Source organism: Streptomyces longisporoflavus (assembly GCF_014649775.1).
Taxonomy (GTDB): Bacteria; Actinomycetota; Actinomycetes; order Streptomycetales; family Streptomycetaceae; genus Streptomyces; species Streptomyces longisporoflavus.
This window is the reverse complement of sequence record NZ_BMTR01000023.1, coordinates 31154-52496: the sequence shown is the minus strand read 5'-3', so window position 1 is coordinate 52496 and position 21343 is coordinate 31154. Positions and strand designations below refer to the sequence as shown.

Below are 21343 nucleotides of genomic sequence, written 5' to 3'. Positions count from 1 at the left end.
CCACCATGGCGTACGTCATCGGCGCGTCCTGCGTCGACATCATGGACCGGTCCTGCATGGAGGAGTGCCCGGTCGACTGCATCTACGAGGGCGAGCGCAAGCTCTACATCAACCCGATGGAGTGCATCGACTGCGGCGCCTGCGAAGTCGCGTGCCCGGAACAGGCGATCACCGTCGACCGCAAGGCGGACCCCGACTTCCGCAAGGACAACCGGCGCTTCTTCACGGAGGTCCTGCCCGGCCGCGACGCCGCGCTCGGCTCCCCCGGCGGGGCGACACCGCTCGGCCCGGTCGGCGTCGACACGGAGCTGGTGAGCGCCCGATGAGCGCCGCCGATGTCACGAAGGCGGCGGACGTACTCCTGGCCGCCGAGCGCGCGGGTGAGCCCTGCCCTTCCGTACGCTCCCTGCTCCCGGAGGGCGACCTCGACGCCGCGTACGCCGTCCAGCGCGTCAACGTAGAACGCGGACTGGCCGCCGGACGCCGTATCGCCGGACGCAAGATCGGCCTCACCTCCCCCGCCGTACAGGCCCAACTCGGTGTCAGTCAGCCGGACTTCGGCACACTCTTCGCCGACATGGCCGTCCCCGACGGCGGCACCGTGCCGGCCGGGCGGCTCATCCAGCCGAAGGTCGAGGCGGAGGTCGCGCTCGTCCTCGGCGCGGATCTGCCGCACCGCGAGTGCACCGTCGCCGACGTGATCCGGGCGAGTAACTTCGCGCTCGCCGCGCTGGAGATCGTGGACAGCCGCAACGCCGACTGGGACATCACCATCGTCGACACCGTCGCCGACAACGCCTCCAGCGGCATGTACGTCCTCGGCGGCACGCCCGTACCGCTCTCGGGCCTCGACCTACGCGCCGTACGGATGACGATGACGCGCGACGGCTCGGCCGACCCGGTGTCCGAGGGCACGGGCGCCGACTGTCTCGGCGGGCCGCTCAACGCCGCCGCCTGGCTCGCCTCCACGCTCGCCGCTGCGGGGGATCCGCTGCGCGCCGGGGACGTCGTGCTCACCGGGGCGCTCGGGCCCATGGCGGTCGCCGCACCCGGCGACCGCTTCGAGGCCCGCATCAGTCAACTGGGCCGTATCAGCGTGCAGTTCGCGCCACAGGAGGGACACACCGCATGAGTACGACACGCACCAAGGTCGCCGTCATCGGCTCCGGCAACATCGGCACCGACCTGATGATCAAGATCCTCCGGCTGTCCGAATCGCTGGAGACCGCCGTCATGGCCGGCATCGACCCGGACTCCGACGGCCTGGCCCGCGCCCGCCGTCTGAAGGTCGCCACGACCCACGAGGGCGTCGAAGGGCTCGTGCAAATGGCGGAGTTCGAGGACGTCGAGATCGTCTTCGACGCGACGTCGGCCGGTGCCCACCGCCACCACGAGGACGTCCTGCGTCCCCTCGGCCGCACCCTGATCGACCTGACCCCGGCGGCCGTCGGCCCGTACGTCGTCCCGCCGGTGAACGGCGACGCCCACCTCGCCGCCCCGAACGTCAACATGGTCACCTGCGGCGGCCAGGCCACCATTCCGATCGTCGCGGCGGTCTGCGCGGTCACCCCAGTCCACTACGGCGAGATCGTCGCCTCCATCTCCTCGCGCTCGGCGGGCCCCGGCACTCGCGCCAACATCGACGAGTTCACCGAGACGACCTCCGCCGCCATCGAGCAGGTCGGTGGCGCCGCGCGCGGCAAGGCGATCATCGTCCTCAACCCGGCCGAACCCCCGCTGATCATGCGGGACACCGTGCACTGCGTCGTCTCCGGCAGCGACGAGCAGGCGATCACCGCCTCCGTCGAGGAGATGGTCGGCCGCGTCCAGGCGTACGTGCCCGGATACCGCCTCAAGCAGAAGGTGCAGTACGAGACGGTCCGCCCCGGCGACCCACTGCACGCGCTCACCCCTTCCGGGACGGGCGAGGCGCTCAAGGTCTCCGTCTTTCTCGAAGTCGAGGGAGCCGCCCACTACTTGCCTGCCTACGCCGGGAACCTCGACATCATGACGTCGGCCGCGCTGCGCACCGCCGAGCGCATGGCCGCCCACCACGCGACTGCTTCAAAGGAGGCGGCCAAGTGACGAGCCTGTACGTCCAGGACGTGACCCTGCGGGACGGCATGCACGCCGTCCGCCACCGCTACACCACCGGCCAGGCCCGCTCCATCGCCGCCGCCCTCGACGCCGCCGGAGTCGCGGCCATCGAGATCGCGCACGGCGACGGACTCGCGGGCTCCAGCGTCAACTACGGCGTCGGCGCACACACCGACTGGGAGTGGATCGAGGCCGTCGTCGACGCCACGACCACGGCCATCCCCACCACGCTCCTGCTCCCCGGCATCGGCACCCTCCACGACCTCAAGCAGGCGCACGCGCTCGGCATCCGCTCGGTACGCATCGCCACACACTGCACCGAGGCCGACATCGCCGCTCAACACATCGCCGCTGCGCGGGAGTTGGGCGTGGACGTCGCCGGGTTCCTGATGATGTCCCACATGGCCGAGCCCGCCGAACTCGCCCGTCAGGCCAAGCTGATGGAGTCCTACGGCGCGCACTGCGTCTACGTCACCGACTCCGGCGGCCGCCTCACCATGGACGGCGTACGGAGTCGGTTCCGTGCCTACCGTGACGTCCTCGACCCCGCCACCGAACTGGGCATCCACGCCCACCACAACCTCGCGCTCGGCGTCGCCAACACGGTCGTGGCCGTCGAGGAGGGCGTCACCCGCGTCGACGCCTCACTGGCAGGACAGGGCGCGGGCGCGGGCAACTGCCCCCTCGAAGCGTTCGTCGCCGTCGCCGACCTGATGGGCTGGAATCACAACTGCGACCTGTTCCCGCTGATGGACGCCGCCGACGATCTCGTACGACCGCTCCAGGACCGCGAGGTGCGGGTCGACCGGGAGACGCTCAGCCTCGGGTACGCGGGGGTGTACTCCAGCTTCCTGCGCCACGCGGAGGCGGCAGCCGACCGCTACGGTCTGGACACCCGCACCATCCTCGTCGAGGTCGGGCGGCGCGGCATGGTCGGCGGCCAGGAGGACATGATCACGGACATCGCCCTCGACCTGGCGGGACGAGGTACCGCGTGACCCCGACCGAGACGGCCACCCCCCGCAAGGGCTATGTACCCAGCCGCTTCGGCCAGTTGCACTACGTGGAGGCCGGCGACGGCGAACCCGTGCTCCTCCTCCACCAGACGCCCCGCTCCTGGACCGAATACCTGGACGTCCTCCCCCTCGTCGGATCCCGGTACCGGGCGATCGCCATGGACACCCTCGGCTACGGCGCCTCCGCGAAGCCCGAGGGGCCGCACACCGTCGAGCGGTTCGCGGACGGCGTCGGCGACCTGGTCGATGCGCTCGGCCTCGACCGCTTCCATCTCGTCGGACACCACACCGGCGGGGTGATCGCCGTCGAGGTAGCGGCCCGTCACCAAAACCGGGTGGCGAGCCTGCTCCTGTCGGCGACGGCGTTCGTCGACGACGCGAAACGCGGCGGAGTCGGCGGTCACGGCCGCGTGGACCACGTAGAGCCGCGGCCCGACGGCTCGCACCTGCGCGAGCTGTGGGACAGACGGCGCGGTTTCTACCAGCCGGGCGAGGAGGCGGCCCTGACCCGGTACGTCATCGACGCGCTGACCGTCCTCGACCGCGTCGAGGAGGGCCACGAGTCGCTGCGCCGCTACGCCATGGAACCCCGCCTGCCGCACATCACCGCGCGCACGCTCGCCGTCTGCGCACCGGACGACCACTTCTCGCTCCCCTCCCTGGCGAAGTTCGCGGCCGCGCTCGGTTGCGAGACCAGAGTGCTGTCCCATGGGCATGTGGCGGCGCCGGAGCAGGTGCCGGAGGAGTTCGCACGTACGGTCCTCGCCTGGGTGGGGGACTCCTCCTCGGCCCAGGGTCATTTCGATGCCGATGCCCACGCCGAACACGGCTGAGATCGCCACAGGCAGCCAAGTCTCGGAGGCCACCGTCTGGAAGACCACCGCACGCTGAGATTGGCCCCGGGTGGGGACGTTCATACCGTGCCGTTTGTGTTCCCCGGAGTGGTACGGGGTGTCGACGGCGCTCAGGTCGTTCGGCAGGAGGGTGCCGTGCAGGACCACGAAGGTCTTCTTCCTGACGGTGTGGACCGTCGCGATGCCGATCCCGAACCCGGCGGCGGGCCGGGCGCAGGTGTCACCGCACCGCAGATGAGCCAGGGCGAACAGAGCCTGGCGTCCGGATGGCAGGCGTCGCCATCGAGTACCGATCTCGCCGCGCCGCGCGCCCAGTTGCCCGGTCACGTGGCACAAGGCGGGATGGTTCGGCCGTCGGGAGCGTCGGTGGCTCCGCGCCATGAACAACAAAAGACGCGTCCGCCTGGCCACGGCATCTCCGACGTCCGACGCACCAGCCGAGCAGACGACCCTCTGGCGAGCAGCCCTCGACAGGCATCCGAGACCGGCCGAATGCGGCAGGACTCGCCTCGCCGGACGTCGCGCGGCGAGGCCCGTCGCAGCGCCGACGATGAGGCGCCAAAAGCACCCCCGAGTCACAGGAAAGTCCGGCCCCGTTCGCAGATTTCACCTGGCGCCATGCACGGTCACTACTGGCCGCGCGGGGAGCGGACACCACCGACGAGGACGCCATTGCGGCGGCGGTCGAGGACCTGCTGACCCGGGCCGGTGCAGGCCCGGGTCAGCAGGATCGCCGCCCATACGTGCGAGTTCGTGAGATCGATGACGACGAAGGGCAACGGCTGCTGTGCATCGTTCCCGGGGGCACCGGGTCGGTGGTGGCCTGGCGGCGGGCGCAGATGGTGCTGCTGTCCGCGCAGGGCATGCCGGTGGAGAGGATCGCCGAGGTGTCGTTCACCAGCGCTGACGGGTCCCACACGTGATCCACAACTTCAACACCGACGGTTTCGGCTCGCAGTATCCGAAGTACTCCGGCGGCCGCCCCGGGACGTTCACGCTGCCCGGGCTCCGTGAGATCAAGAAGATCGCGAAGTTCAAACCGGCCGAGCACGACCTGCCGTTTTCCACCTGGAGTCTGACCAAGCCTGCGGACTTCCTGGTCTCGGAGGGGGTGGTCGACGGCATCAGCCACGAGGGCCTGCGCATCCTGCTCCGCGCGGAAGGCGTCTCCTTTCAACGGCTGAAGACCTGGAAGACCTCCCGCGATCCGGACTTCGACGACAGCATCGACGGCCCCGGCAGACGCCCCGAGCGCCTCCACAAGATCAAAGAAGCGGTCAGCGGCGGACTCCGCGACATCAACGGCTGCGTCCGGCTGCGCATCGAAATCGGCGCCGACTACGTGCGGATGGCGCCGTGAGAAGCCCCAGCTGACTCGGCATGCCGCTCAGCCCCATCCAGCTCTCAGCGCTCCGTCTGGCCGCGTCCGGCCACAGCACGACATCGACCTGCCGCCCGCCGAGGAGCCCGCCGCCTGACGCCTGTCATGACCGCCGTCGTCTGGGCGGCCCGGGCGTGGGCGGCTGCCGCCGTCACCGCCGCAGCCATCGCCATCCGCGGCATCCGCCGCGACCGCAAGGAGCCGTCATGACCGCCACCGTTCTGTGCTCATCCCGGTCCGACGAGGGCCTGGAGTGCATGCGCTCCGCCCGCCACAAATCGCCGCAGACAGCGGTGCGGCCGTCATCAACATCCGTACCGGGACAACGGCGCCCCATCCGCCCGGTCACGCAACCGGCCGCCCGCCCGCCCGGCCGGGCGGTATGGTCCTAGTGTCAACCTGGAATCACGACCCGTGATTTTTCCGACCGGGAGGACGGCATGACCGACCAGCCGTGGACCATCGACGCCATCGCGCACACCATTCCAAATGCGGACACCCGGCAGAACTTCCTGCGCGCGGTGAACCTCACCCCGCTGCCCGACCTGCCGAACGTGCTCGCCCGCTGGCAGCGCTTCGTCGAACAGTGGCGCGACGACGTGGTTCCCGACCTGGAAGCCGTCCTGGAGTACGCCAGGAAACACGACGGTCAGCTACCGGCCGAGTACGCCGATGACGGCGGCACCGGAGACTTCCTCAACCAGCTGCGCGCCAACGTGCAGGAGCGGCAGACTAACGCGGCGTGACCTACGAGCTCATCGTCCCGCCCAGCATCCGGCGCCAGATCACCGACCTGTCGCTGAGCGACCAGGCCGAGCTCATAGCCCTCTTTGACCGGCTCCCTGCCGAGGCCGAACAGGTCACTGATCCCTACGGTCTCGAAGTCCCGGACAGCCCGGTCCGCATGCGGACCGCCGGACTCGCCCGCCTCATCGTCGTGATCACCCTGAATGCCACCGAGGTCACCGTCACCGTCGTACGGATCTACGACCCACTCTGCGAGTGACACACAGTAAAGCCCCCGCCCGGAACGCTCCGGAGCGGGCGCTTTCGCGTGTGCGGACGTCGGCCGTGGCCCACTCCACCCCTACGGCTCCTCGCCAAGCAGCCACCGCCGGATGAATGCCGCGCACGAAGCAGTCCCCATGCCGGACACCATGGCTCCATGCGCCCCCTCATGCACCGCGCCCCGCGCATATGCCCCGCTGTCCGCCACTGAAAGGGGAAGGGGCGGAATACCCCCGCGTCCGTGGGGGTATTCCGTTCGGTGAGTGGGTCGAGCTGTGGAAGATGGCGTCCTCCCAACCAGCGTGGGGGTGTTCCGTAGCCGTCTCCGAACGCCACCTTTGCGTGAGCGTCCACCTCATCGAAGCCGCCGGAGTCATCCCGCCACAAGACTCCGTCGACGACCTGCTGGGGCCAGACGAAGAGGTTTCGACACGCGAACAGCAGCGCCGGGCACTGGCGGTCATCGGCGTCAGTTCGGGCTGTCCCTCCCGCAGACCATCGAGAGCGGGCGCCCTTCTGCCGTGGTGACCCGCACCTCGCCGCCGTCCTCGTGGTAGCAAACGTACTCCGCAAGCAGCCACGCGTCCGGAAGGGAGTGCCCGCCCCAGCGTTCCATGGCGGCACCGTGGAGGATGAGCTCTGGCCGCGATACGTACGATCCTGGCGCCCGTCCAGCCCCGACGTCCGCCCCTCGCCGAGAACTGCATCCTGATCGACGAGAGCAGTCTGGGCTTGGAAGCCGGTAGGGTTCGTCGGCAGGCGGGGCCGAGCGCGCCGGCGCAGGCGCGGGAGAGCGGCTCGCCCTCCACCACTTCGTACAGCATCACCCCGCCCGCGCACAGGTCGGCTGCGGCATCCGGCTCGGCGGGGCCCCTGGGACCGCCCGCAAGGGTCGAAGGCCCGTGCCACAGCCCCCAGGCCGCGCACAAAGGGCATGATGTCCCCTCCAATACAATCCCTGGGGGGACCATGAACCACCGCACCGCGGCCGCGCTACTCATCGCGGCCGCGCTGGCGCTCACTGCCTGCTCGGCCAGTGACGGAGACGCCGACAGCAAGCCGGAGGCCAAGCCGAGCAGTACTGCCTCGGAACCGACACAGAAGCAGAAGGAAGCGGCCGCACAATCGGCCGGCCTTCCTCCTGAGCCCGCGGCCGCCGAGCGCGCCAAGCTTTTGCGGGCCCTGGCAGCCGCGGCGCCGGACGTGGTCCGCCATGAGGACAAGGCCGTCGATGCCGCGCGTAACCAATGCGGGGCGATCAACGGCAAGGCGAAGCGTCTGGACTGGACGGCGGCGCAGCGCTTCACCTACAAGGATGTGACGACGACCGAGGCCCAAGGCGCAAAGATCAACGAGGCGTTGACGGCGTCAGGATTCTGCAAGGTCTGACCCTCCCCACCAGCGTGGGGGTATTCCGCACCCCAGGGATGTGCGGCCGGATGTTTCACTCAAACGCTGTCCAGCGCGCGCACATCAACGGCCGTACAGTGGTCGCCCGTCAGCGCAGGCTGGCGTGAAGGACACGCACGGTCGCTACGCGAACTTATGGCGGGGCAACGGGCAAAAACAGGCTGCTCCGTTGACGCGGATCAACTGGCCGATGCCCGCAGCACTCCGGTCCGCCGCTCCGCTGCCCGTGCCGCGCAGCGGAGCGGGCGCCTGGATCTGCCTACAGGAACCGTGCCGCGAGGCATTTCCTCGCCACCGGCACCAGTCTCGGGATGTTTTCAACCCGAAGGTCAGGCAGTCCCCGGTGGCCGTACTGCTCCGCGTGCAGCACCTTGAACCTGTGAATGGCGTTGGCCCGGTTGCGCAGGTGCAGGGTCGTTTGACTGATCGGCTGTCGACTCCCCTGGTCCGCGTGTTCTGACAGGCTCCCTGTCATGGATGCAGGACTTGCCGCCGTGCTCGGTGCCGTGGTCGGAGCAGCAGGAACGGGCGCTGCGGGCTTCGTCACCGGCTGGTGGAACGCCCGCACCGTGCAGCGGCAGTCCCAGGTCCAGGAAGAGCAGGCTCGTCGGCAGCTCCGTTTCGAGCACACGCGAGAGCTCCGGGAGCCGCGGCGCCGTGTGTACACGGCCTTCATCGCCCAGACGCGGCTCGTGGACCGGGAACTCGGCCGGTACAGCATCAGCGATGCGTACGACCTGAACGCGCTGCACACAGAGGTCGAGCGGCTCGATCACATCGGCATCGAAGTCATGCTCGAAGGACCCGACAGCATCGTCGCCCCAGCCCGGGAAGTCATTGACCTCGCGCACAAGAGCATCCGCCCGCTGCGACTCGCCGCCCGTGCGCAGGACGGCAACGACACCGAGGCAGTGGCCGCAGCGCGCGACAACCTCGCTTCCGTAGGCCTGGCGTTCGCCCATTCCGTGCGATCTTTCACCCACGAAGCGCGGTCGATCTTGTCCGACGACGGCCGGAATCCTGCCCCCTGCGCGGGGAGCAGCTGACGCTGCGGATGCCGTCCTTTCCGTCGATGGGCCCGCCCCGCATGAGCGGACAGGGCTGCCGGGCCGACGATTTCGACCTGGCCGGGCCGTGCGGCGGCTGCGTCGACCCGCGCCGCGCCGCATCTGACGCGGCCGGACGACGGCGCCGCACAGCGATCCAAGCGACCGGCCGCCGGACACCGCGCCACCCGGGCCGGGTCTCGTACCCGCACCCCCCGGATCACGCCCAGCACGCCCCCGGACGACGCGTGAGCGAGCGCCTCACCGCAGCCCCAACAGGGATACGACAGCCAGCAGGCCCAGGGCTACGGCCGGCCGTCCACCGCCGGCCAGTGGTCGGCCCGCAGATACAGCGACCAGCCCTCGTTCCAGACCACTCGCCGCCACCGGACGCGGGGCCGTCCACGCGCGTAAGGCCGTACTCACCGTCACCACCATGAAAACGGCGTCACGCCGGCTGCACTTCCGGGCGCCGGTGAACACCGACAACCGCCTGATGACGCCCAGGAGCCCCGCCCCGTAACTGGTCTCCCGGCTCTGTCCCTGTCGCAGATCTCTGTGCGGTGCCCGCAATGGCGCGCCGCGGCCGGTGACCCGTGCACCTCGCACAGCGGTACCAGCCCGCGCCGACCCGACGTGCGCCGCGCCGTACAGCCGCCTACGCGCAGCGATGACCACCTCACGACGGGAGCGACCCGTCATCACCGCCGCCGGCCGCCCCGCTGGTCGTGCCCGGAAGCGGACCCGCGAAGGGCCTCGCCGCATCTCACCTGCGGCGGGGCCCTTTTGACGCTTTACGCCGCTGCCACCAGCAGCGCAGGCAGCACGGCAGCGAGGCAGACCAGCAGGGCGGCGTACTGACGTTCGTTCAGATGCTCAGCAGTTGCGAGCACGACCAGGACGATGACAACGATCACTCCGCACTTCGTCGCCCCACGCCGACGGGGAGTCCGGGGTGTTTTGCATCGGGACATGCCGACCAACCTCCAAGTGCTGTGCACATCAGTGGACTTCACGCAGCAGGTCGGCCAACCGTTTTGCTATTCAGGCCGCACGGCCTGTCGTCAGAACTACAACTACACGACGCGCCCGCGCTCGTAGCTCAAACCGACGGAATTGCCCCTCCATTCTTCACAGGGAATAGAAGGTAACGAATCGCCCTATAGAGACTCCCATCTGCCTCATGCGTCGCTTGCGCATCCTGAGTCCATAGTGGGGGGGTATTGTTCCGCCCTCCCCCATTACCAATACGGATCGCCGCGAGGTCAGATCGCTGCACGCTGCGGGCCAGTCACGAAATGCCGTCGCCCGTGCCGTCAATCGCAGCCCTTCGACTGTCGCGAAGATCGCCGAACCGTTCGACCCGCCCCGATCGTGTGACCGCGCCCCGCAGGTCGACGCCGCCACCCGCGCCCGTACCGCCGACCTCGCATCCCGCCGCGCCGCCCTCGCCCTCGCCCTACAGGGCGACGCCGAGCGCCTACGCACCCAGCTATGGGCCCCCACCACTCACAGCGAGTTCGCCGACCGCGAGGGCGAGCGGCACGAGACCACCTACCGCAACCCCGGTTCGGCGACCAACGTGCGATCGTCGCCTCGGTACAGGCCGCCGTCGGCACCTCCCTACGCCCCGCACCCGTCGGCAGCGCCGCCGGCGACGATCCTCGGCGTACCGTGCACCTGATCGGCGCCGCTGATGCCCGCGCCGGGAGCCGCCTACCGGCTTGACGGTGCAGCTCGCCCACGTCGACGAGGCAACTCTCTTGCCCAAGGGGTTTCGGGTCCAGCTTCTTGCCCGTCTGTCCGTGCCCGGCGCGCGCCTGTACGCCACGCCCGACCCCGACTCACCCCGCCGCCACTGGCCCAAGACCGGGTATCTCGGCCGGACGGGCGAACTCAATCTTCATTCCTGGCACTTCAAGCTCGCCGACAACCCAGGCCTGTCGCCCGGGTACGTCGCCGACCTCGCCTCCCAGTACGTCGGTCTGTGGCGCCGCCGCATGATCGACGGAGCGTGGGTGGTCGCCGAGGGCGCCATCTACGACATGTGGGGCGAAGCCCGCCACGTCGTCGAAGAGCTGCCCGACATGCGCCGGCACTGGTGCGGGGTCGACTACGGCACCACCAACCCGTTCGCCGCGGTCCTGCTCGGCGAGGGCGCCGACGGTCGCCGGTACGTGAGCACTGAGTGGCGCCACGACTCCCGCACGGTCCACCGCAGCATGACCGACGCGCAGTACAGCGCCGCGGTCCGCGCGTGGCTCGACGCCCTCGGCATCGTCCCCGAGCGGACGTTCATCGACCCGTCGGCCGCCTCTTGCTCTACGCATATGTGGCAGGACGGGCCCCCGGCCTCGCCCGCGCCACCAACGACGTCACCGACGGCATCCGCTCCGTGTCGAGCGTGCTCGCCGCCGACCGCATCCTCGTACACGACTCACGCGAAGGCCTGCTCGCCGAACTCCCCGGCTACTCCTGGGACCCCAAAGCCACCGAGCGCGGCGCCGACGCCCCAATTTTTTCGCTACGTTGCCCACTCCACCACGCACGAGTGGCGCCACCTGCCCACATCAGTGAGAAGGGACCCCCAGTGCCTCACCGATGACAGCGATGAAGTGCGTCTCCGCGATCTGCTTAGAGTCCACAAGATGCAAATGCTTATCCCATAGCGGAGCCAGCTCACCAGCGTCGGTATCAAGTCCTCTCATCGCAACCGCAATTTGAGTTGACATCACAGCAAAGAGCTTACTGGCCGCCGTCACAGCCACATCCGGGCCAACCATGTCAACCCGTGGCCGCTGCCGGTACAGCGTCACGCACTGTTCCATCAATCGTTCGCCGACTATTTCCACGAAATCGCCGCCGCGTTTTCTCCGCGGCGCTGTCTCGAAGATTTCCACCGAAATCGCACACCTTGGAACAGCTCTCGGCTGCTTCCAGGAAATCCAGATAGGCCGCCTTGCGTTCCTCGCGAAGCACCTTGGCGTGGTCAACGCGCCCTTGGTCGCGTACCTGATGGCGGGTAGCGAGATAGGTCAGTGTCGCAGTTCCCAGGGTCCCGATGACACCGACAGCTGCCCCCAGCACCGCTGCTACTCCCTGGTCCATGAGCCAAATAGTGCCGGGGCGAGCGATCCCACGACACTGATTGGAGTACCTCGCCATGGCATTGCCCAAGAACTGCATAGCGTGGCCGCCCCCGCAGCGGGCCCCGTACTACGCGGAGAGATGCGCCTCGACGGCGCGTGGTACTCCGGTGACGCCTGCCGTCGCGCCCGCGTCCGCGGCGGGCGCGACGAGGCCCCGGTCCGCTGCGGGCCGTGGAATCGGCGCCGCGCCCCGGGAGCGCCAGCCCGAACACCAGACGGCCATCGCCACCTAGGCAGTCACCGACCCGGCTTCCATTCCATATCAAGGATGGCAGCGTGTACGGCAGCGACGATCATGGTGATGGCGAGGACGAGCCCCTCCCAATTCTTCGAGTTGCCGAGGATCGTCGCCACGATGACCGAGCCATAGATGATCACTGCGTAGATCGCAGGCACAGCCATGCTGACGACGCGCTTCTTGGCCGCGATGAAGAAAAGCGGCGGCGCCAGAAGGCCGGCTGATAGCACGACCGCGACGACCCAAAGCACCTTGTGCAAGGACTTCGAGTACATGCGGGCTTGGATAGGAGCGTTGAGGCGCGAACTGCTCATGGTCCCCCCCTGGCTTCGACCGGTCCTCAGTGTGACCTACACCACACCTTGGTGGGAAGTGGTACAGAGAAACCACGGAGCGATTGGCATCACACGCACGCACCCCAGCACCCCACTTGGAAAGCGCGCACCTACTCCTAGGGAAGTAGACGTGCCACACCCGTGCCAGACCCTGCGGGGAACCACGGGGAACACCGGGTACCAACCCGACGAGCGGTCCGGCGCTGACATCGGTTCCGCGCCAGGCCAGCCGGGCAACCGCCCGTAGATCACCTCAGCTTCCCAAGCTGAGAGGCCTGCATGGTTGTGATGCCAGAGGCGTGTCGGCACCAGCGAGTAGCCTTCGGCTATCCGTCGTCGCGTACCTGGAGGCTTTGTGAAAGCTGATGCTCTCATCACTCCCGTCCGGCTGTGGTCGGCGCAGGAGGTCTTGGTGCGCCCGAGCCCCGTTCCGGAGGCAGCCGGGGTGTACGGGTGGCACTTCGAGCAGGCGCCCCACGAGGAGCTGCCCGCCGGCCGATTGCTCTACGTGGGGATCGCCCCGCGGTATATGGCGAACCGGAGCAGTGCGCAGAACCTGCGGACGCGAGTGCGGTATCACTACCGGGGCAACGCGGCAGGTTCGACTCTGCGGCTCACGCTCGGCTGCCTTCTCGGGCTTGAACTGAGGCGCGTAGGCAGCGGCAAGCGCATGACCTTCGGTAAAGCCGGGGAGGCCGCCCTCAGCCAGTGGATGGCGCACAACGCCCGGGTCTGCTGGGTCGAGCACGGCGAACCCTGGGGCGTGGAGTCAGAGTTCATCGCTCGGCTTGATCTGCCGCTGAACCTCGACCAGAACCGCCACAACGACTTCCACGGCCGCCTCACGAAACTGCGAGCCCACGCGCGCCAGCGTGCCCGTGAGTTGCCCATCGGCACGTAGCCCGTGGGATCGCCTCTGGAGACGCACGGCCGTCGAGCCCGGTGACACGGGAGGTCCTGGCATCTGCGTGTCCTGGCGCGCGCTCGGGCGGACCTCATCCGGGAGGGGGTGTCGGCCGGCGGCTCCAGTCCGATCCCAGGCAGGAGCCCGAGGCGGGCCGCAATTGAACAAGATCAGGAGCCGGGAGAGAACTCGCGGTCGAGGATGGCGTGTACGACGGAGTCCCGCCACTTTCCCGCCTTCAGTACGTGCTCACGGATCGTGCCTTCCTCGACCATGCCGACGGCCGCCATGGTCTTCGCGGAGGCCCCGTTGAGCGGAGACCGGGCACCCCAAATACGGTGGAGGTCAAGGTCATTGAACCCGACACCGAGCAGCAGCCGCACCAGTTCAACGCCGTACCCCTGCCCCCACATGTCCGGGCGCAGCGCGAAGCCCATGGTGGCTGCGCGCTGTTGGTGGGGGTCGAGGGCCAGGCGGCCGAACCCGATGAGTTCGGCCGCCTCCCGCTCAACGACAGCCAGGGCATACTCCGTCCGGGGCGTGGCCGTGGCCGCTGCGATCGATCGGGCCACGATCTGCTCGACCTGCTCGCGCGTGCGCGGCTCGAACGAGAGGTGTTCGGTGGCCACCGGGCTGCCGTACACGGCGAGCACCGCCTCCACGTCTGCGCTGGCGAATTCCCGCAGGTTGAGACGTGCGCTGGAACGAGCGACCGGGTACATGCCCCGGACTTTACCCGCGGGGACCAGCACTTCAACTGGCAGAGGGCGCTTGTTCGGGGCAACTTCCCGAATGAGCGTCCCTTACCCGTTTCCTCGCCCTCAGGGCCAGCTCGACGACGGTTTCTTTGGCCAAGTAGCGGTGGACATCGTGGGCCTTGGCGACGCCACCGTTGTGCGCCACGACATCCGTTACCCCCACCGCAAGGTGGGACAAGCCCGCCCCCTTGTTCACGATGTCGTTGGGTGAGTGGAGGTTGGTCCATTCCACCCCGGCAGGCGCGGAAAGCGGAGCACCGGGCGTGTGGACGCCTTTGCGGACACACAGCCAACTCAGCGGAGAGCCGCAGGTGATGAGGGTAGTCACACCGGGTGCGCCAGTGTGCCGGATTGGTACCTCGCCACGGGTCAGCATGTCGTAGAAGATCACGCTTCCCAGCGAGTGGGCAATCACCATAGGGGCACCGGTGGCGGTCAGCGCTGCGCGGATCTCGGCGCGTACGGCGGCCCCAGTTTCCTCGTGCCGCAGGTAGCCATGAGCCTCGCGGACCAGCCACAGCAGACGGTCGGTCACGCCCTTGCCGACCACCCGGTCCACGGCACGTGCGCGTCGCAGGATCCGTGGCGTGAAGCGTGCTTCACCAAGAGTGTGACCCGCCAGTGGCGAGGCGTCTTCCTCGGCCAGAGCACTCGGGGCGTAGGCAGCCAATACCTCAAGGATGAAAACCTCTTCGTCCTCGTCGACGGGGGCGTCGTCGATCTGCCCCGGCCCCAGACGCATGTGCCGGGTGGCTGTCTTGGGATAGGCCTCCCGATAGGAGGGGACCGTGAGTGCGACCGGCCCCACTGCCTCTGCGTGCTTCGAAGCCGCCACGGCCGAGTCCACCGTCTTCTGCCACTTACTGCTCAGCCCCAGCATCGTGGCAGAGGAGCCTTGCCGGATCCCGTGTACACCGGCGATCTGAAGTACGTCCATTGCGCCCCCGTTTCCCCCTTGCCGAACCCGTAGGCGATGGTAGCCGCATGGGGCGCCGCGTACGTCTCCCCGCTAGGCTGGCGCATCGCGTGCTTCATCAGGCGCACGGCGCAGGGGGCGAGTGGTGAGTGCGGGAAATCTGGACGGTGTTGTCCGACGGCGTCTGGTCGTGGTTGCGATCGATGGCTACGAGGACCAGCCGGACGGCTTCGACGAGGCGATAGCCGAGCAAGTTGGCCGGATCACCGACTGGCTGGCCGACCCCGGCCTCGGCGCCGACCGGTGCTTCGAGGTAAGCCGGGCCCCGTCAGTGCGTACCGTCGACGATCTTCGCGAGTTCCTGCGGGATGAGAACCTCGCTGCCGCCCGCTACCAGGAAGCGGTCGTCGTCTACGTCACGGGCCACGGCCTGCGCCGTAATGCGCCCCGCCACTTCCTCTCGCTCCCCGAGACGGAGCCGGATCGTCTGTTGGCCACGGCGTACCCCACCAGCGAACTCATCACTGCAGTCGTCGACAGCGAGTCCGAGCACGTGATGGTGCTGGTCGACTCGTGCTTCTCCGGCACGCTGCGCGCCGAGCTGAGTGCGCTTCTCGAAGCTCTGTCCGACGATCGCCACAGCCACCACGGGATCGCCGTCGTGACTGCCGGCAACCACTACGTGCAACCCACCGTGGGCTCGTTCACCCAGCGCGTGGCTCTGGCATGCGAGCGGATGCGCGACGAAGCAGCGGGCTACACCGCCTCCCACCTGTCCTTCGCCGAGTGGGAACAGCTCCTGGACCAGGTCGGACGGGATGAGAAGGGCCAGGAAAAGGATCTGGTCAGCGCCGAGTGGATCGTGCCGCATTCCCGCAAGCACCTGCTCAGCGCCTGCCTGCCCAACCCCCGCTACAGCTCACCAGAGCACTCCGCCGACCCGGCACTGCGGCAACTGGCTCTGGCCCCTGCGACAGGACTGGCGGCGGGCACGGCGACCGACATGGCATCCGACCCTCTGACCGAATTCTGGTTGGACCGGGCGTCCGGCCGTGCTGCCGAGGATGATCCCGGCTGGTACTTCAGCGGCCGTAGCGAGCCGATGACTCGCATCACCGGTTTTTTGCAGGGTCCGGCAGGCGTCCTGATCGTCACCGGCGCGGCCGGGTCCGGAAAGTCCGCCCTGCTGGCCCGACTCGTCACCCTCAGCGATCCGGGCTTCGTCTCCGACCCGCGCCACGAAGCCATGGTGGCCAGCATCGCTCCGGAACTGCGGCCGGCACCGGGCTCGGTTGACGCAGCAGTCCTGGCCCGCAACAAGTCCGCGCACGTCGTCGTGGAGGACCTGCTCGCCGCCCTGGGGGACGAGGACGGTACGCGAGCGGAGGCTGATCCGGGGCTGCTGCCGCTCCAGGTCCTGATCCGGCTGGTGAGCGACCGGTCCGACGGGCCCTCTGGTCCCGTCTCCGTGGTGATCGACGCGCTGGACGAAGCCGAAGATCCACTCGCGCTCGTCAACGACGTCATCCTGCCGCTGGCACACCTGAAGGTGAACGGCAACGGCGCCGTTCGCCTCCTTCTGGGCGTCCGCAGCTCCCCCGCCATGTCCTATGCGACCAGCTCTCCCCTGCACGACGAGCGGGCGGATCAGCTGCTGCGGCGATTGACCGAGGCCCTGATGATCGAGGGCGTCGAGCCGCAGGAACTGCGAAGCGACGGCGTCGACAGCGTGAGCGACATCGCCTCCTACGCCGCCACGCTGCTGCTCGCACCGGAGGCCAGCCCATATCGAGGAACGCCAGAAGCCGCCGCCGAGGCTGGGCAGGCCATCGCAGCTGCGGTCGCCCCGTCCTTCCTGGACGCCCGCATCGCCGCCGACCAGCTACGGAGAGCCGAAACCTGCCAGGACCTGACCGAGGAAGGCTGGCACGACCGCCTCACCGACGGCACTACCGGGCTGCTGCGTGAGGACATCAGAGCGGTGTCCCTGTCGATCGGTGTTCCGGCCGGCCTGTTGGTCGCCGTCCTCCGCGCGACGGCATTCGCGCCAGGGGCCGGCCTGCCCTGGGCCGAGGTCTGGCCGGCGGTCACCGCCGCCCTGGTGGGAAATGACTACGGTGACGGATACGTATCTCACGACACTGCCGACCGCGCCATCCGCACACTTCGCTCCAGCCGCCTCACCGGCTACCTCGCCACCGCAGAAGAAGACGACCGTGTGGTCTACCGGCCGGTCCACCAGCGGCTGACCGACCTTCTGCTAGCCGATCACGATTGGCTGTTGGCCCCGCCCGCATCCACTACCCCTCATTGGTGGCCGCCCTCCAACGGACCGCAGGCGCTGGCCGCTGCGCACGCAGCGATCGTAGAAGCACTGGCCAACTTGGTCCGCCGTGCCCGACCACACCTGGCGCACCCATACATCCGCAGGCACTTCCTTCAGCACGCAGCCGCAGGCGAGGTTCTGACCGACCGCGGGGTCCCGCTGGAGTTGCTGGCCCAGGAGACCTCTGCGGCCCTGCGTGCCCGCCTTGGCCTGCCCCTCCCCTCGACAGATCCGCAACGACGGACCCTGACGGCCGCCGCGATCATCGAGCCCTACCTCGACGACCAGGTCGACTTCACCTCGCGGGTGGGCAGCGTGGCCTTCCACGCAGGTGCTGAGGATCCCCCGCAGGACAGAACTGACCGGCTCCCTGTTGCGACTGTCTGGAACCGGTGGACAGCGCCGACGAACGTACTGGCTCCTCCCGTCCGGCACGCGATCGCCGCCTGCCTTGTGGAGACCCTGGACGGACGCTCACTCATTGCCGTGGCGGGTGGCAGGGGTGGAACCCGGATCTGGGACGCCACGACGGGCAAGCGCGTAGCGGATCTCGGATCCCGAGGGTACGTGCGCTCCCTGCGGCCCATTCGGGCCACAGGCGGGCGGACGTTCCTGCTCGTACTCGACGCGACCACTGTGAGGGTCTGCGACCCTGCGACGGGCCAGACCATCGCCGCGGCGATGCTTCCCAACGGCATCGAAGCGCACGTCCTGGAGGACGGGTTCGCGCGTTGGAAGGTGTTCCTCCGCACCAAGGACCAGGCGTTTCTGTGGAGACCCACCCCGCGGGACGCGCGGCCCGGAAAGTTGCTCGAGGGCAGCGGGTGGCCATCCGTGGCCTCACGACTCGGCCGGCATGCAACAGCGGTCGTGCGCAGGGCGAGCGGTCATGCCCAGGTCGCGGTCGTTACTCCGCAGGGGATCCGTCTCTGGGACCCTGTGACAGGACTCAGCTCAAAGCCGCCCTTCGGGGGCGCACAGGCAGCACACCCCGTGGCCGTCGCACGACCCGAGGCAGACGACCTGCTTCTGGTGGGCAACGGGGAAACTGGCCGTCGCCTGGAAGCGTGGGATCCCTTCACCGGCAAGCAAGTGGCGGCGCCCTCGCGTGGCCATAGCCCCGTAGCCCTGCCCGGAGGCAGAGCATTTGCTTACATCATGGGCAGCCGGATCCTCCTACGGGACCTCACAACCGGCACGGGGCGATCCTTCGACGCCGACGTCCCCTCCGTCGACGTCCTCGCCATGCCGGATGACGGACCAGCGCAGCATCTTGTATCGGCGGGGCCGCAAGGCGTCAGGCTCTGGGATCTCGTCGACGCGGCCGAGTCCGAAGACAGCTTGGGGACCGCACGGTATACGGCGCCGTGGGCGTCAGGCCGACGCAGCAAATGGCCTCTGTGCAGGATCAGTTATCCGTTTCCGGATGGGAACGCAGCCAGGGCCGCCCTTGTCGTCGGCAGGCCCCGAGGCCTGGACATCCACGACGCGACGTCTGGGGAACCACTGGGGAGCCTGAACCTCGGGCGTATCAGTGCTGTTCAGCCTCTCCTGTCTGCGCCCGGTACCGCCCTGGTAGCTGTCACAGGGCGGGACTCATGGTCCGTTTGGGACCTGGTGTCCCAGCAACCTGTGGCGACCGTACCCGGCGGCCCGCTGGACCAGCGACCTTCGTGCATTGCAGTGACTTCTACGGGGTTGCCGGTGTTCGTCACCGTGGAAGCCCGCACGCGACTCCGCTGTGGCGTGTGGGATCCCGAGGAAGGCGAAGCGGTCATCTCCACCGTCGACGTCGACCCGAAGGGGGGAACGGTGCGCTGGCTTGCCGCTCTACCCTCACCCTCACCCGGCGGCCACGAGGTCGTCGTCGCCGTGGCACAACAACAGTGTGTCTCCCTCATCGACATCTCTTCCGGGGAACACATCGACACACTGCCCCTGCACGCTTCCAACACCATGGTGCAGAGTCTGTGCGCCTTCACGGCGGAAGGCAGGATCCTGCTCGCCGCGTCCACGACTTCCGACATCTACGTGTGGGACACGACGGTTGGCACTCTGCTCGCCTCGTGGGCCTTCCCGGACACCCTGACGCTGACCGCTCTTGACCTGCCGGACGGGCGCACGCTACTGGCCTCGGGCGACGCCAGTGGTGTGCGAATTTGGGACCCCCGGACCGGCAGCCTGCGGCACACTCTGCTCACCGGGGCACCGGTCCCCGCGCTGGCTACCGGAACCAGCCCCATGGGCACGGCCCTTCACCTCTACGGCGCGGCAGGCCTGGCGACGGTTGCCGTCGACGAACGGCAACTCTAACTGGCCGTGTGACACGGCAACCTGCTCGTCGGCTTACCGCGCTCGCAGGTACCGCTCCCAAGCCCCAGCGACAGCATCGGGCCCCCGCCAGGACGGCGATACGTTTAGGGCGTAGCTCCTGGCTCATACAAGATTTTCGTAGCCGTTGATCGACTCGGCCGGGCCGTGAATCCCTTTGTGTCAGCGGGATGCTGCCTGTGTGCGACGACGTGTTGAAACTGTTGCCACAGCTCAACGCTGTGGAGGTCGGTTCGGTCGAAGTGTTCGGGGATGCGGTCGTGGTCTCCGCGCGGTCCCAGGCGGAACCAGCCGCATGCACCGGCTGCGGTCAGATCTCTGACTGGGAGCACAGCCGGTATGTGCGCCACGTTGCCGACGAGGCGGTTGGTGGCCGCCCCCGGCCGGGAGGCGGTGGTGATGTGTCTGTTCACAGCACCGGCTCGATCGGAGAGAAGTCCGGCTCCGGGAACTGTCGGGCAATGGAGAACGGCTCGACGTCCGAACCGGTCAGGACGCGGCAGATGAACTCCGCAGTGCACATCTCCACATGGTGCCACGGATAGCGTGGCCCCCGTGTGACGAGTGGCCAGGTCGCCGGATCATGCTCCGCGGACGCGAGCCAGAAGTATCCGCATTTCAGCTCGCCGCACCCCCAGGGGATGAGGCCGCGCCGACCAGGGCGGTAGATCTCGTAGGGAGCGAAGACCGGGGGCCTTACCCGGGGGCTCTGGTCCAGATGCTTTTGCCAGGTGCGGGCGAGGTCGAGGTGGCGCGCGTCGTCGACGGAGATGACCTGCAGGAATTCCGAGAAATCCCAGGCCCCGAACGTCTCGGCAATTCTCTTGCAGTCCTCGGGGAGCTGCGTACCGAGCCCTTCCTCAACAGTTCTCCAGGGAAGGTTGGTGTTCAGGGGCTCCCAGTTCACGGCCGAGGCAAGTCGCTCAACCCACATGCGTCACACTGCGGACCGTCGCCTCCGCCAGGGGCCCGTGCCCGCTGCACCGGCACGGTCCCCGGAGTCTGTCAGGGCTCAGGCGACGGTGTCTGCACTGCCGGGGATGGCCCCCTGCCTCGGCAAGCGGAACCCCGCGCTGGTCTCGTCGCCGGCTTGGAGCTCCAACTCCACGATGCCTTCCTCTTCCTGGCCTGCAGCCTATGGGCCGGGAAGACGGCGCGTGAACCCCGGGAGACGCCCGGCACTGGGCGTCCCGGGGCTACTGGTGCGGCAGCTGCCTGGCTCCCGACGGCTCATCAACGTCTGTCTCGGCTGCGGTGAGGATGAGCCGTCCCTCAACCCCGGCTTCGGCGACACCGACGAACAGTGCGCCCATGTCGTCACTGCGCAGGGTGAAGCACGGATCGAGGTGCATCAGGAAGTCGAAGCCCTCCCTGCCCTCCGCAGTCAGGGGAGGTTCGAAGGTTGCCGCGCACGTCCAGTTGCCTCCGGCGGCACGGACCTCGAACCGCACACGGAAACGGCCCAGGCACGTCGATCGGTTGGCCCACCACTCAAGCGTCGCAGTGTCCTCGCAGCTGTCCATAGTTCAAGTATCGCCAGCGAGTAGGCGGCCGTGTCAGCGCGCGAGGTAGGG

21 protein-coding genes and 2 pseudogenes are annotated in these 21343 nt (G+C 68.5%); 14 read left to right on the top strand and 9 right to left on the bottom strand.

Translation table 11 applies throughout. The annotated features are described in order from the left end of the window. Positions 1-5 precede the first annotated feature (5 nt). Genes fdxA through IE226_RS34180 form a run of 5 tightly spaced genes read left to right on the top strand, consistent with a single transcriptional unit; the run spans position 6 to position 3946 of the window. Positions 6-326, top strand: a complete 321-nt coding sequence (gene fdxA, locus IE226_RS34200) for a ferredoxin (RefSeq protein WP_190085342.1) — start codon at positions 6-8, stop codon at positions 324-326. Then, complete coding sequence (locus IE226_RS34195; RefSeq protein ID WP_190085341.1) at positions 323-1132, top strand: 2-keto-4-pentenoate hydratase; 810 nt, start codon at positions 323-325, stop codon at positions 1130-1132. The genes fdxA and IE226_RS34195 overlap by 4 nt, the downstream gene beginning before the upstream one ends. Beyond that, positions 1129-2085 carry an acetaldehyde dehydrogenase (acetylating) gene (locus IE226_RS34190; protein WP_190085340.1) on the top strand — a complete coding sequence of 319 codons (957 nt, stop codon included), beginning with the start codon at positions 1129-1131 and terminating at the stop codon, positions 2083-2085. The genes IE226_RS34195 and IE226_RS34190 overlap by 4 nt, the downstream gene beginning before the upstream one ends. Next, the gene (dmpG, locus tag IE226_RS34185; protein ID WP_190085339.1) at positions 2082-3095 is read left to right on the top strand and encodes a 4-hydroxy-2-oxovalerate aldolase; all 1014 of its coding nucleotides are present in this window, start codon (positions 2082-2084) and stop codon (positions 3093-3095) included. Before IE226_RS34190 ends, dmpG begins: the two co-directional genes overlap by 4 nt. Next, the gene (locus tag IE226_RS34180) at positions 3092-3946 is read left to right on the top strand and encodes an alpha/beta fold hydrolase (RefSeq protein ID WP_190085338.1); all 855 of its coding nucleotides are present in this window, start codon (positions 3092-3094) and stop codon (positions 3944-3946) included. The genes dmpG and IE226_RS34180 overlap by 4 nt, the downstream gene beginning before the upstream one ends. A 78-nt stretch (positions 3947-4024) precedes the next feature. Here IE226_RS34180 and IE226_RS44320 read toward each other — a convergent pair. Continuing rightward, a pseudogene (locus tag IE226_RS44320) lies at positions 4025-4348 on the bottom strand (transposase family protein); the annotation flags it as partial. Positions 4349-4710: 362 nt separating this feature from the next. Between IE226_RS44320 and IE226_RS44310 the strand changes: the two are divergent. The 3 genes and pseudogenes from IE226_RS44310 to IE226_RS34165 form a co-directional block, all read left to right on the top strand. Continuing rightward, positions 4711-5183, top strand: a pseudogene (locus tag IE226_RS44310) (helix-turn-helix domain-containing protein); the annotation flags it as partial. Between the two features lie 605 nt (positions 5184-5788). Then, positions 5789-6094, top strand: a complete 306-nt coding sequence (locus tag IE226_RS34170; RefSeq protein ID WP_190085337.1) for a hypothetical protein — start codon at positions 5789-5791, stop codon at positions 6092-6094. Next, entirely contained in the window at positions 6091-6354 is a 264-nt protein-coding gene (locus IE226_RS34165) for a hypothetical protein (protein WP_190085336.1), read from the top strand. The genes IE226_RS34170 and IE226_RS34165 overlap by 4 nt, the downstream gene beginning before the upstream one ends. A 471-nt stretch (positions 6355-6825) precedes the next feature. On the opposite strand, the gene IE226_RS34160 is transcribed toward IE226_RS34165, so the two are convergent. After that, a complete protein-coding gene (locus IE226_RS34160) occupies positions 6826-6972 on the bottom strand; it encodes a hypothetical protein (RefSeq protein ID WP_190085335.1) in 147 nt (48 codons plus the stop codon). A gap of 353 nt (positions 6973-7325) precedes the next feature. Here IE226_RS34160 and IE226_RS34155 point away from each other — a divergent pair, with 353 nt between their 5' ends. Together IE226_RS34155 and IE226_RS34150 are read left to right on the top strand one after the other, a co-directional pair. Next, positions 7326-7745 carry a hypothetical protein gene (locus tag IE226_RS34155; protein WP_190085334.1) on the top strand — a complete coding sequence of 140 codons (420 nt, stop codon included), beginning with the start codon at positions 7326-7328 and terminating at the stop codon, positions 7743-7745. Between the two features lie 494 nt (positions 7746-8239). Next, complete coding sequence (locus tag IE226_RS34150) at positions 8240-8812, top strand: hypothetical protein (RefSeq protein WP_190085333.1); 573 nt, start codon at positions 8240-8242, stop codon at positions 8810-8812. A 794-nt stretch (positions 8813-9606) separates the two neighbouring features. Here the strand turns inward: IE226_RS34150 and IE226_RS44935 are convergent. After that, positions 9607-9729, bottom strand: a complete 123-nt coding sequence (locus IE226_RS44935; protein WP_268251302.1) for a hypothetical protein — start codon at positions 9727-9729, stop codon at positions 9607-9609. Positions 9730-10034: 305 nt separating this feature from the next. On the opposite strand from IE226_RS44935, the gene IE226_RS45290 reads away from it, so the two are divergent. Both IE226_RS45290 and IE226_RS34140 read left to right on the top strand, forming a co-directional pair. Continuing rightward, a complete protein-coding gene (locus IE226_RS45290; RefSeq protein WP_190085392.1) occupies positions 10035-10496 on the top strand; it encodes a helix-turn-helix domain-containing protein in 462 nt (153 codons plus the stop codon). A gap of 40 nt (positions 10497-10536) precedes the next feature. Further along, complete coding sequence (locus IE226_RS34140; protein ID WP_229871704.1) at positions 10537-11481, top strand: terminase large subunit domain-containing protein; 945 nt, start codon at positions 10537-10539, stop codon at positions 11479-11481. A 115-nt stretch (positions 11482-11596) separates the two neighbouring features. Here IE226_RS34140 and IE226_RS34135 read toward each other — a convergent pair whose 3' ends face one another. Both IE226_RS34135 and IE226_RS34130 read right to left on the bottom strand, forming a co-directional pair. Continuing rightward, positions 11597-11920: a hypothetical protein gene (locus IE226_RS34135; protein WP_190085332.1), complete on the bottom strand. Its 324-nt coding sequence runs from the start codon at positions 11918-11920 to the stop codon at positions 11597-11599. A gap of 278 nt (positions 11921-12198) precedes the next feature. Further along, positions 12199-12513 (bottom strand): hypothetical protein, encoded by a 315-nt coding sequence (locus tag IE226_RS34130; protein ID WP_190085331.1) that lies wholly within the window; start codon positions 12511-12513, stop codon positions 12199-12201. A gap of 376 nt (positions 12514-12889) precedes the next feature. Here IE226_RS34130 and IE226_RS34125 point away from each other — a divergent pair, with 376 nt between their 5' ends. After that, entirely contained in the window at positions 12890-13435 is a 546-nt protein-coding gene (locus IE226_RS34125) for a GIY-YIG nuclease family protein (protein ID WP_190085330.1), read from the top strand. A gap of 173 nt (positions 13436-13608) precedes the next feature. On the opposite strand, the gene IE226_RS34120 is transcribed toward IE226_RS34125, so the two are convergent. Together IE226_RS34120 and IE226_RS34115 are read right to left on the bottom strand one after the other, a co-directional pair. After that, positions 13609-14160: a GNAT family N-acetyltransferase gene (locus IE226_RS34120; protein WP_190085329.1), complete on the bottom strand. Its 552-nt coding sequence runs from the start codon at positions 14158-14160 to the stop codon at positions 13609-13611. A gap of 31 nt (positions 14161-14191) precedes the next feature. After that, entirely contained in the window at positions 14192-15133 is a 942-nt protein-coding gene (locus IE226_RS34115) for a hypothetical protein (protein ID WP_190085328.1), read from the bottom strand. 169 nt (positions 15134-15302) lie between these two features. Here IE226_RS34115 and IE226_RS34110 point away from each other — a divergent pair, with 169 nt between their 5' ends. Continuing rightward, entirely contained in the window at positions 15303-19751 is a 4449-nt protein-coding gene (locus IE226_RS34110; RefSeq protein ID WP_190085327.1) for a WD40 repeat domain-containing protein, read from the top strand. A gap of 427 nt (positions 19752-20178) precedes the next feature. Here the strand turns inward: IE226_RS34110 and IE226_RS34105 are convergent, their stop codons facing one another. Together IE226_RS34105 and IE226_RS34100 are read right to left on the bottom strand one after the other, a co-directional pair. Beyond that, a complete protein-coding gene (locus IE226_RS34105) occupies positions 20179-20703 on the bottom strand; it encodes a hypothetical protein (RefSeq protein WP_190085326.1) in 525 nt (174 codons plus the stop codon). A 262-nt stretch (positions 20704-20965) separates the two neighbouring features. Beyond that, positions 20966-21292, bottom strand: coding sequence for a hypothetical protein (locus IE226_RS34100; RefSeq protein WP_190085325.1), 327 nt, complete (start codon positions 21290-21292; stop codon positions 20966-20968). Between the last annotated feature and the right edge of the window lie 51 nt (positions 21293-21343).

Excerpts from the sequence above, each read along its gene's own strand:
- fdxA (WP_190085342.1), top strand. The coding sequence starts at position 6 with ATGGCGTACGTCATCGGCGCGTCCTGCGTCGACATCATGGACCGGTCC.
- IE226_RS34195 (WP_190085341.1), top strand. The coding sequence starts at position 323 with ATGAGCGCCGCCGATGTCACGAAGGCGGCGGACGTACTCCTGGCCGCC.
- IE226_RS34190 (WP_190085340.1), top strand. The coding sequence starts at position 1,129 with ATGAGTACGACACGCACCAAGGTCGCCGTCATCGGCTCCGGCAACATC.
- IE226_RS34170 (WP_190085337.1), top strand. The coding sequence starts at position 5,789 with ATGACCGACCAGCCGTGGACCATCGACGCCATCGCGCACACCATTCCA.
- IE226_RS34160 (WP_190085335.1), bottom strand. The coding sequence starts at position 6,972 with ATGGAACGCTGGGGCGGGCACTCCCTTCCGGACGCGTGGCTGCTTGCG.
- IE226_RS34155 (WP_190085334.1), top strand. The coding sequence starts at position 7,326 with ATGAACCACCGCACCGCGGCCGCGCTACTCATCGCGGCCGCGCTGGCG.
- IE226_RS34150 (WP_190085333.1), top strand. The coding sequence starts at position 8,240 with ATGGATGCAGGACTTGCCGCCGTGCTCGGTGCCGTGGTCGGAGCAGCA.
- IE226_RS34135 (WP_190085332.1), bottom strand. The coding sequence starts at position 11,920 with ATGGACCAGGGAGTAGCAGCGGTGCTGGGGGCAGCTGTCGGTGTCATC.
- IE226_RS34130 (WP_190085331.1), bottom strand. The coding sequence starts at position 12,513 with ATGAGCAGTTCGCGCCTCAACGCTCCTATCCAAGCCCGCATGTACTCG.
- IE226_RS34120 (WP_190085329.1), bottom strand. The coding sequence starts at position 14,160 with ATGTACCCGGTCGCTCGTTCCAGCGCACGTCTCAACCTGCGGGAATTC.
- IE226_RS34115 (WP_190085328.1), bottom strand. The coding sequence starts at position 15,133 with ATGGACGTACTTCAGATCGCCGGTGTACACGGGATCCGGCAAGGCTCC.
- IE226_RS34105 (WP_190085326.1), bottom strand. The coding sequence starts at position 20,703 with ATGTGGGTTGAGCGACTTGCCTCGGCCGTGAACTGGGAGCCCCTGAAC.
- IE226_RS34100 (WP_190085325.1), bottom strand. The coding sequence starts at position 21,292 with ATGGACAGCTGCGAGGACACTGCGACGCTTGAGTGGTGGGCCAACCGA.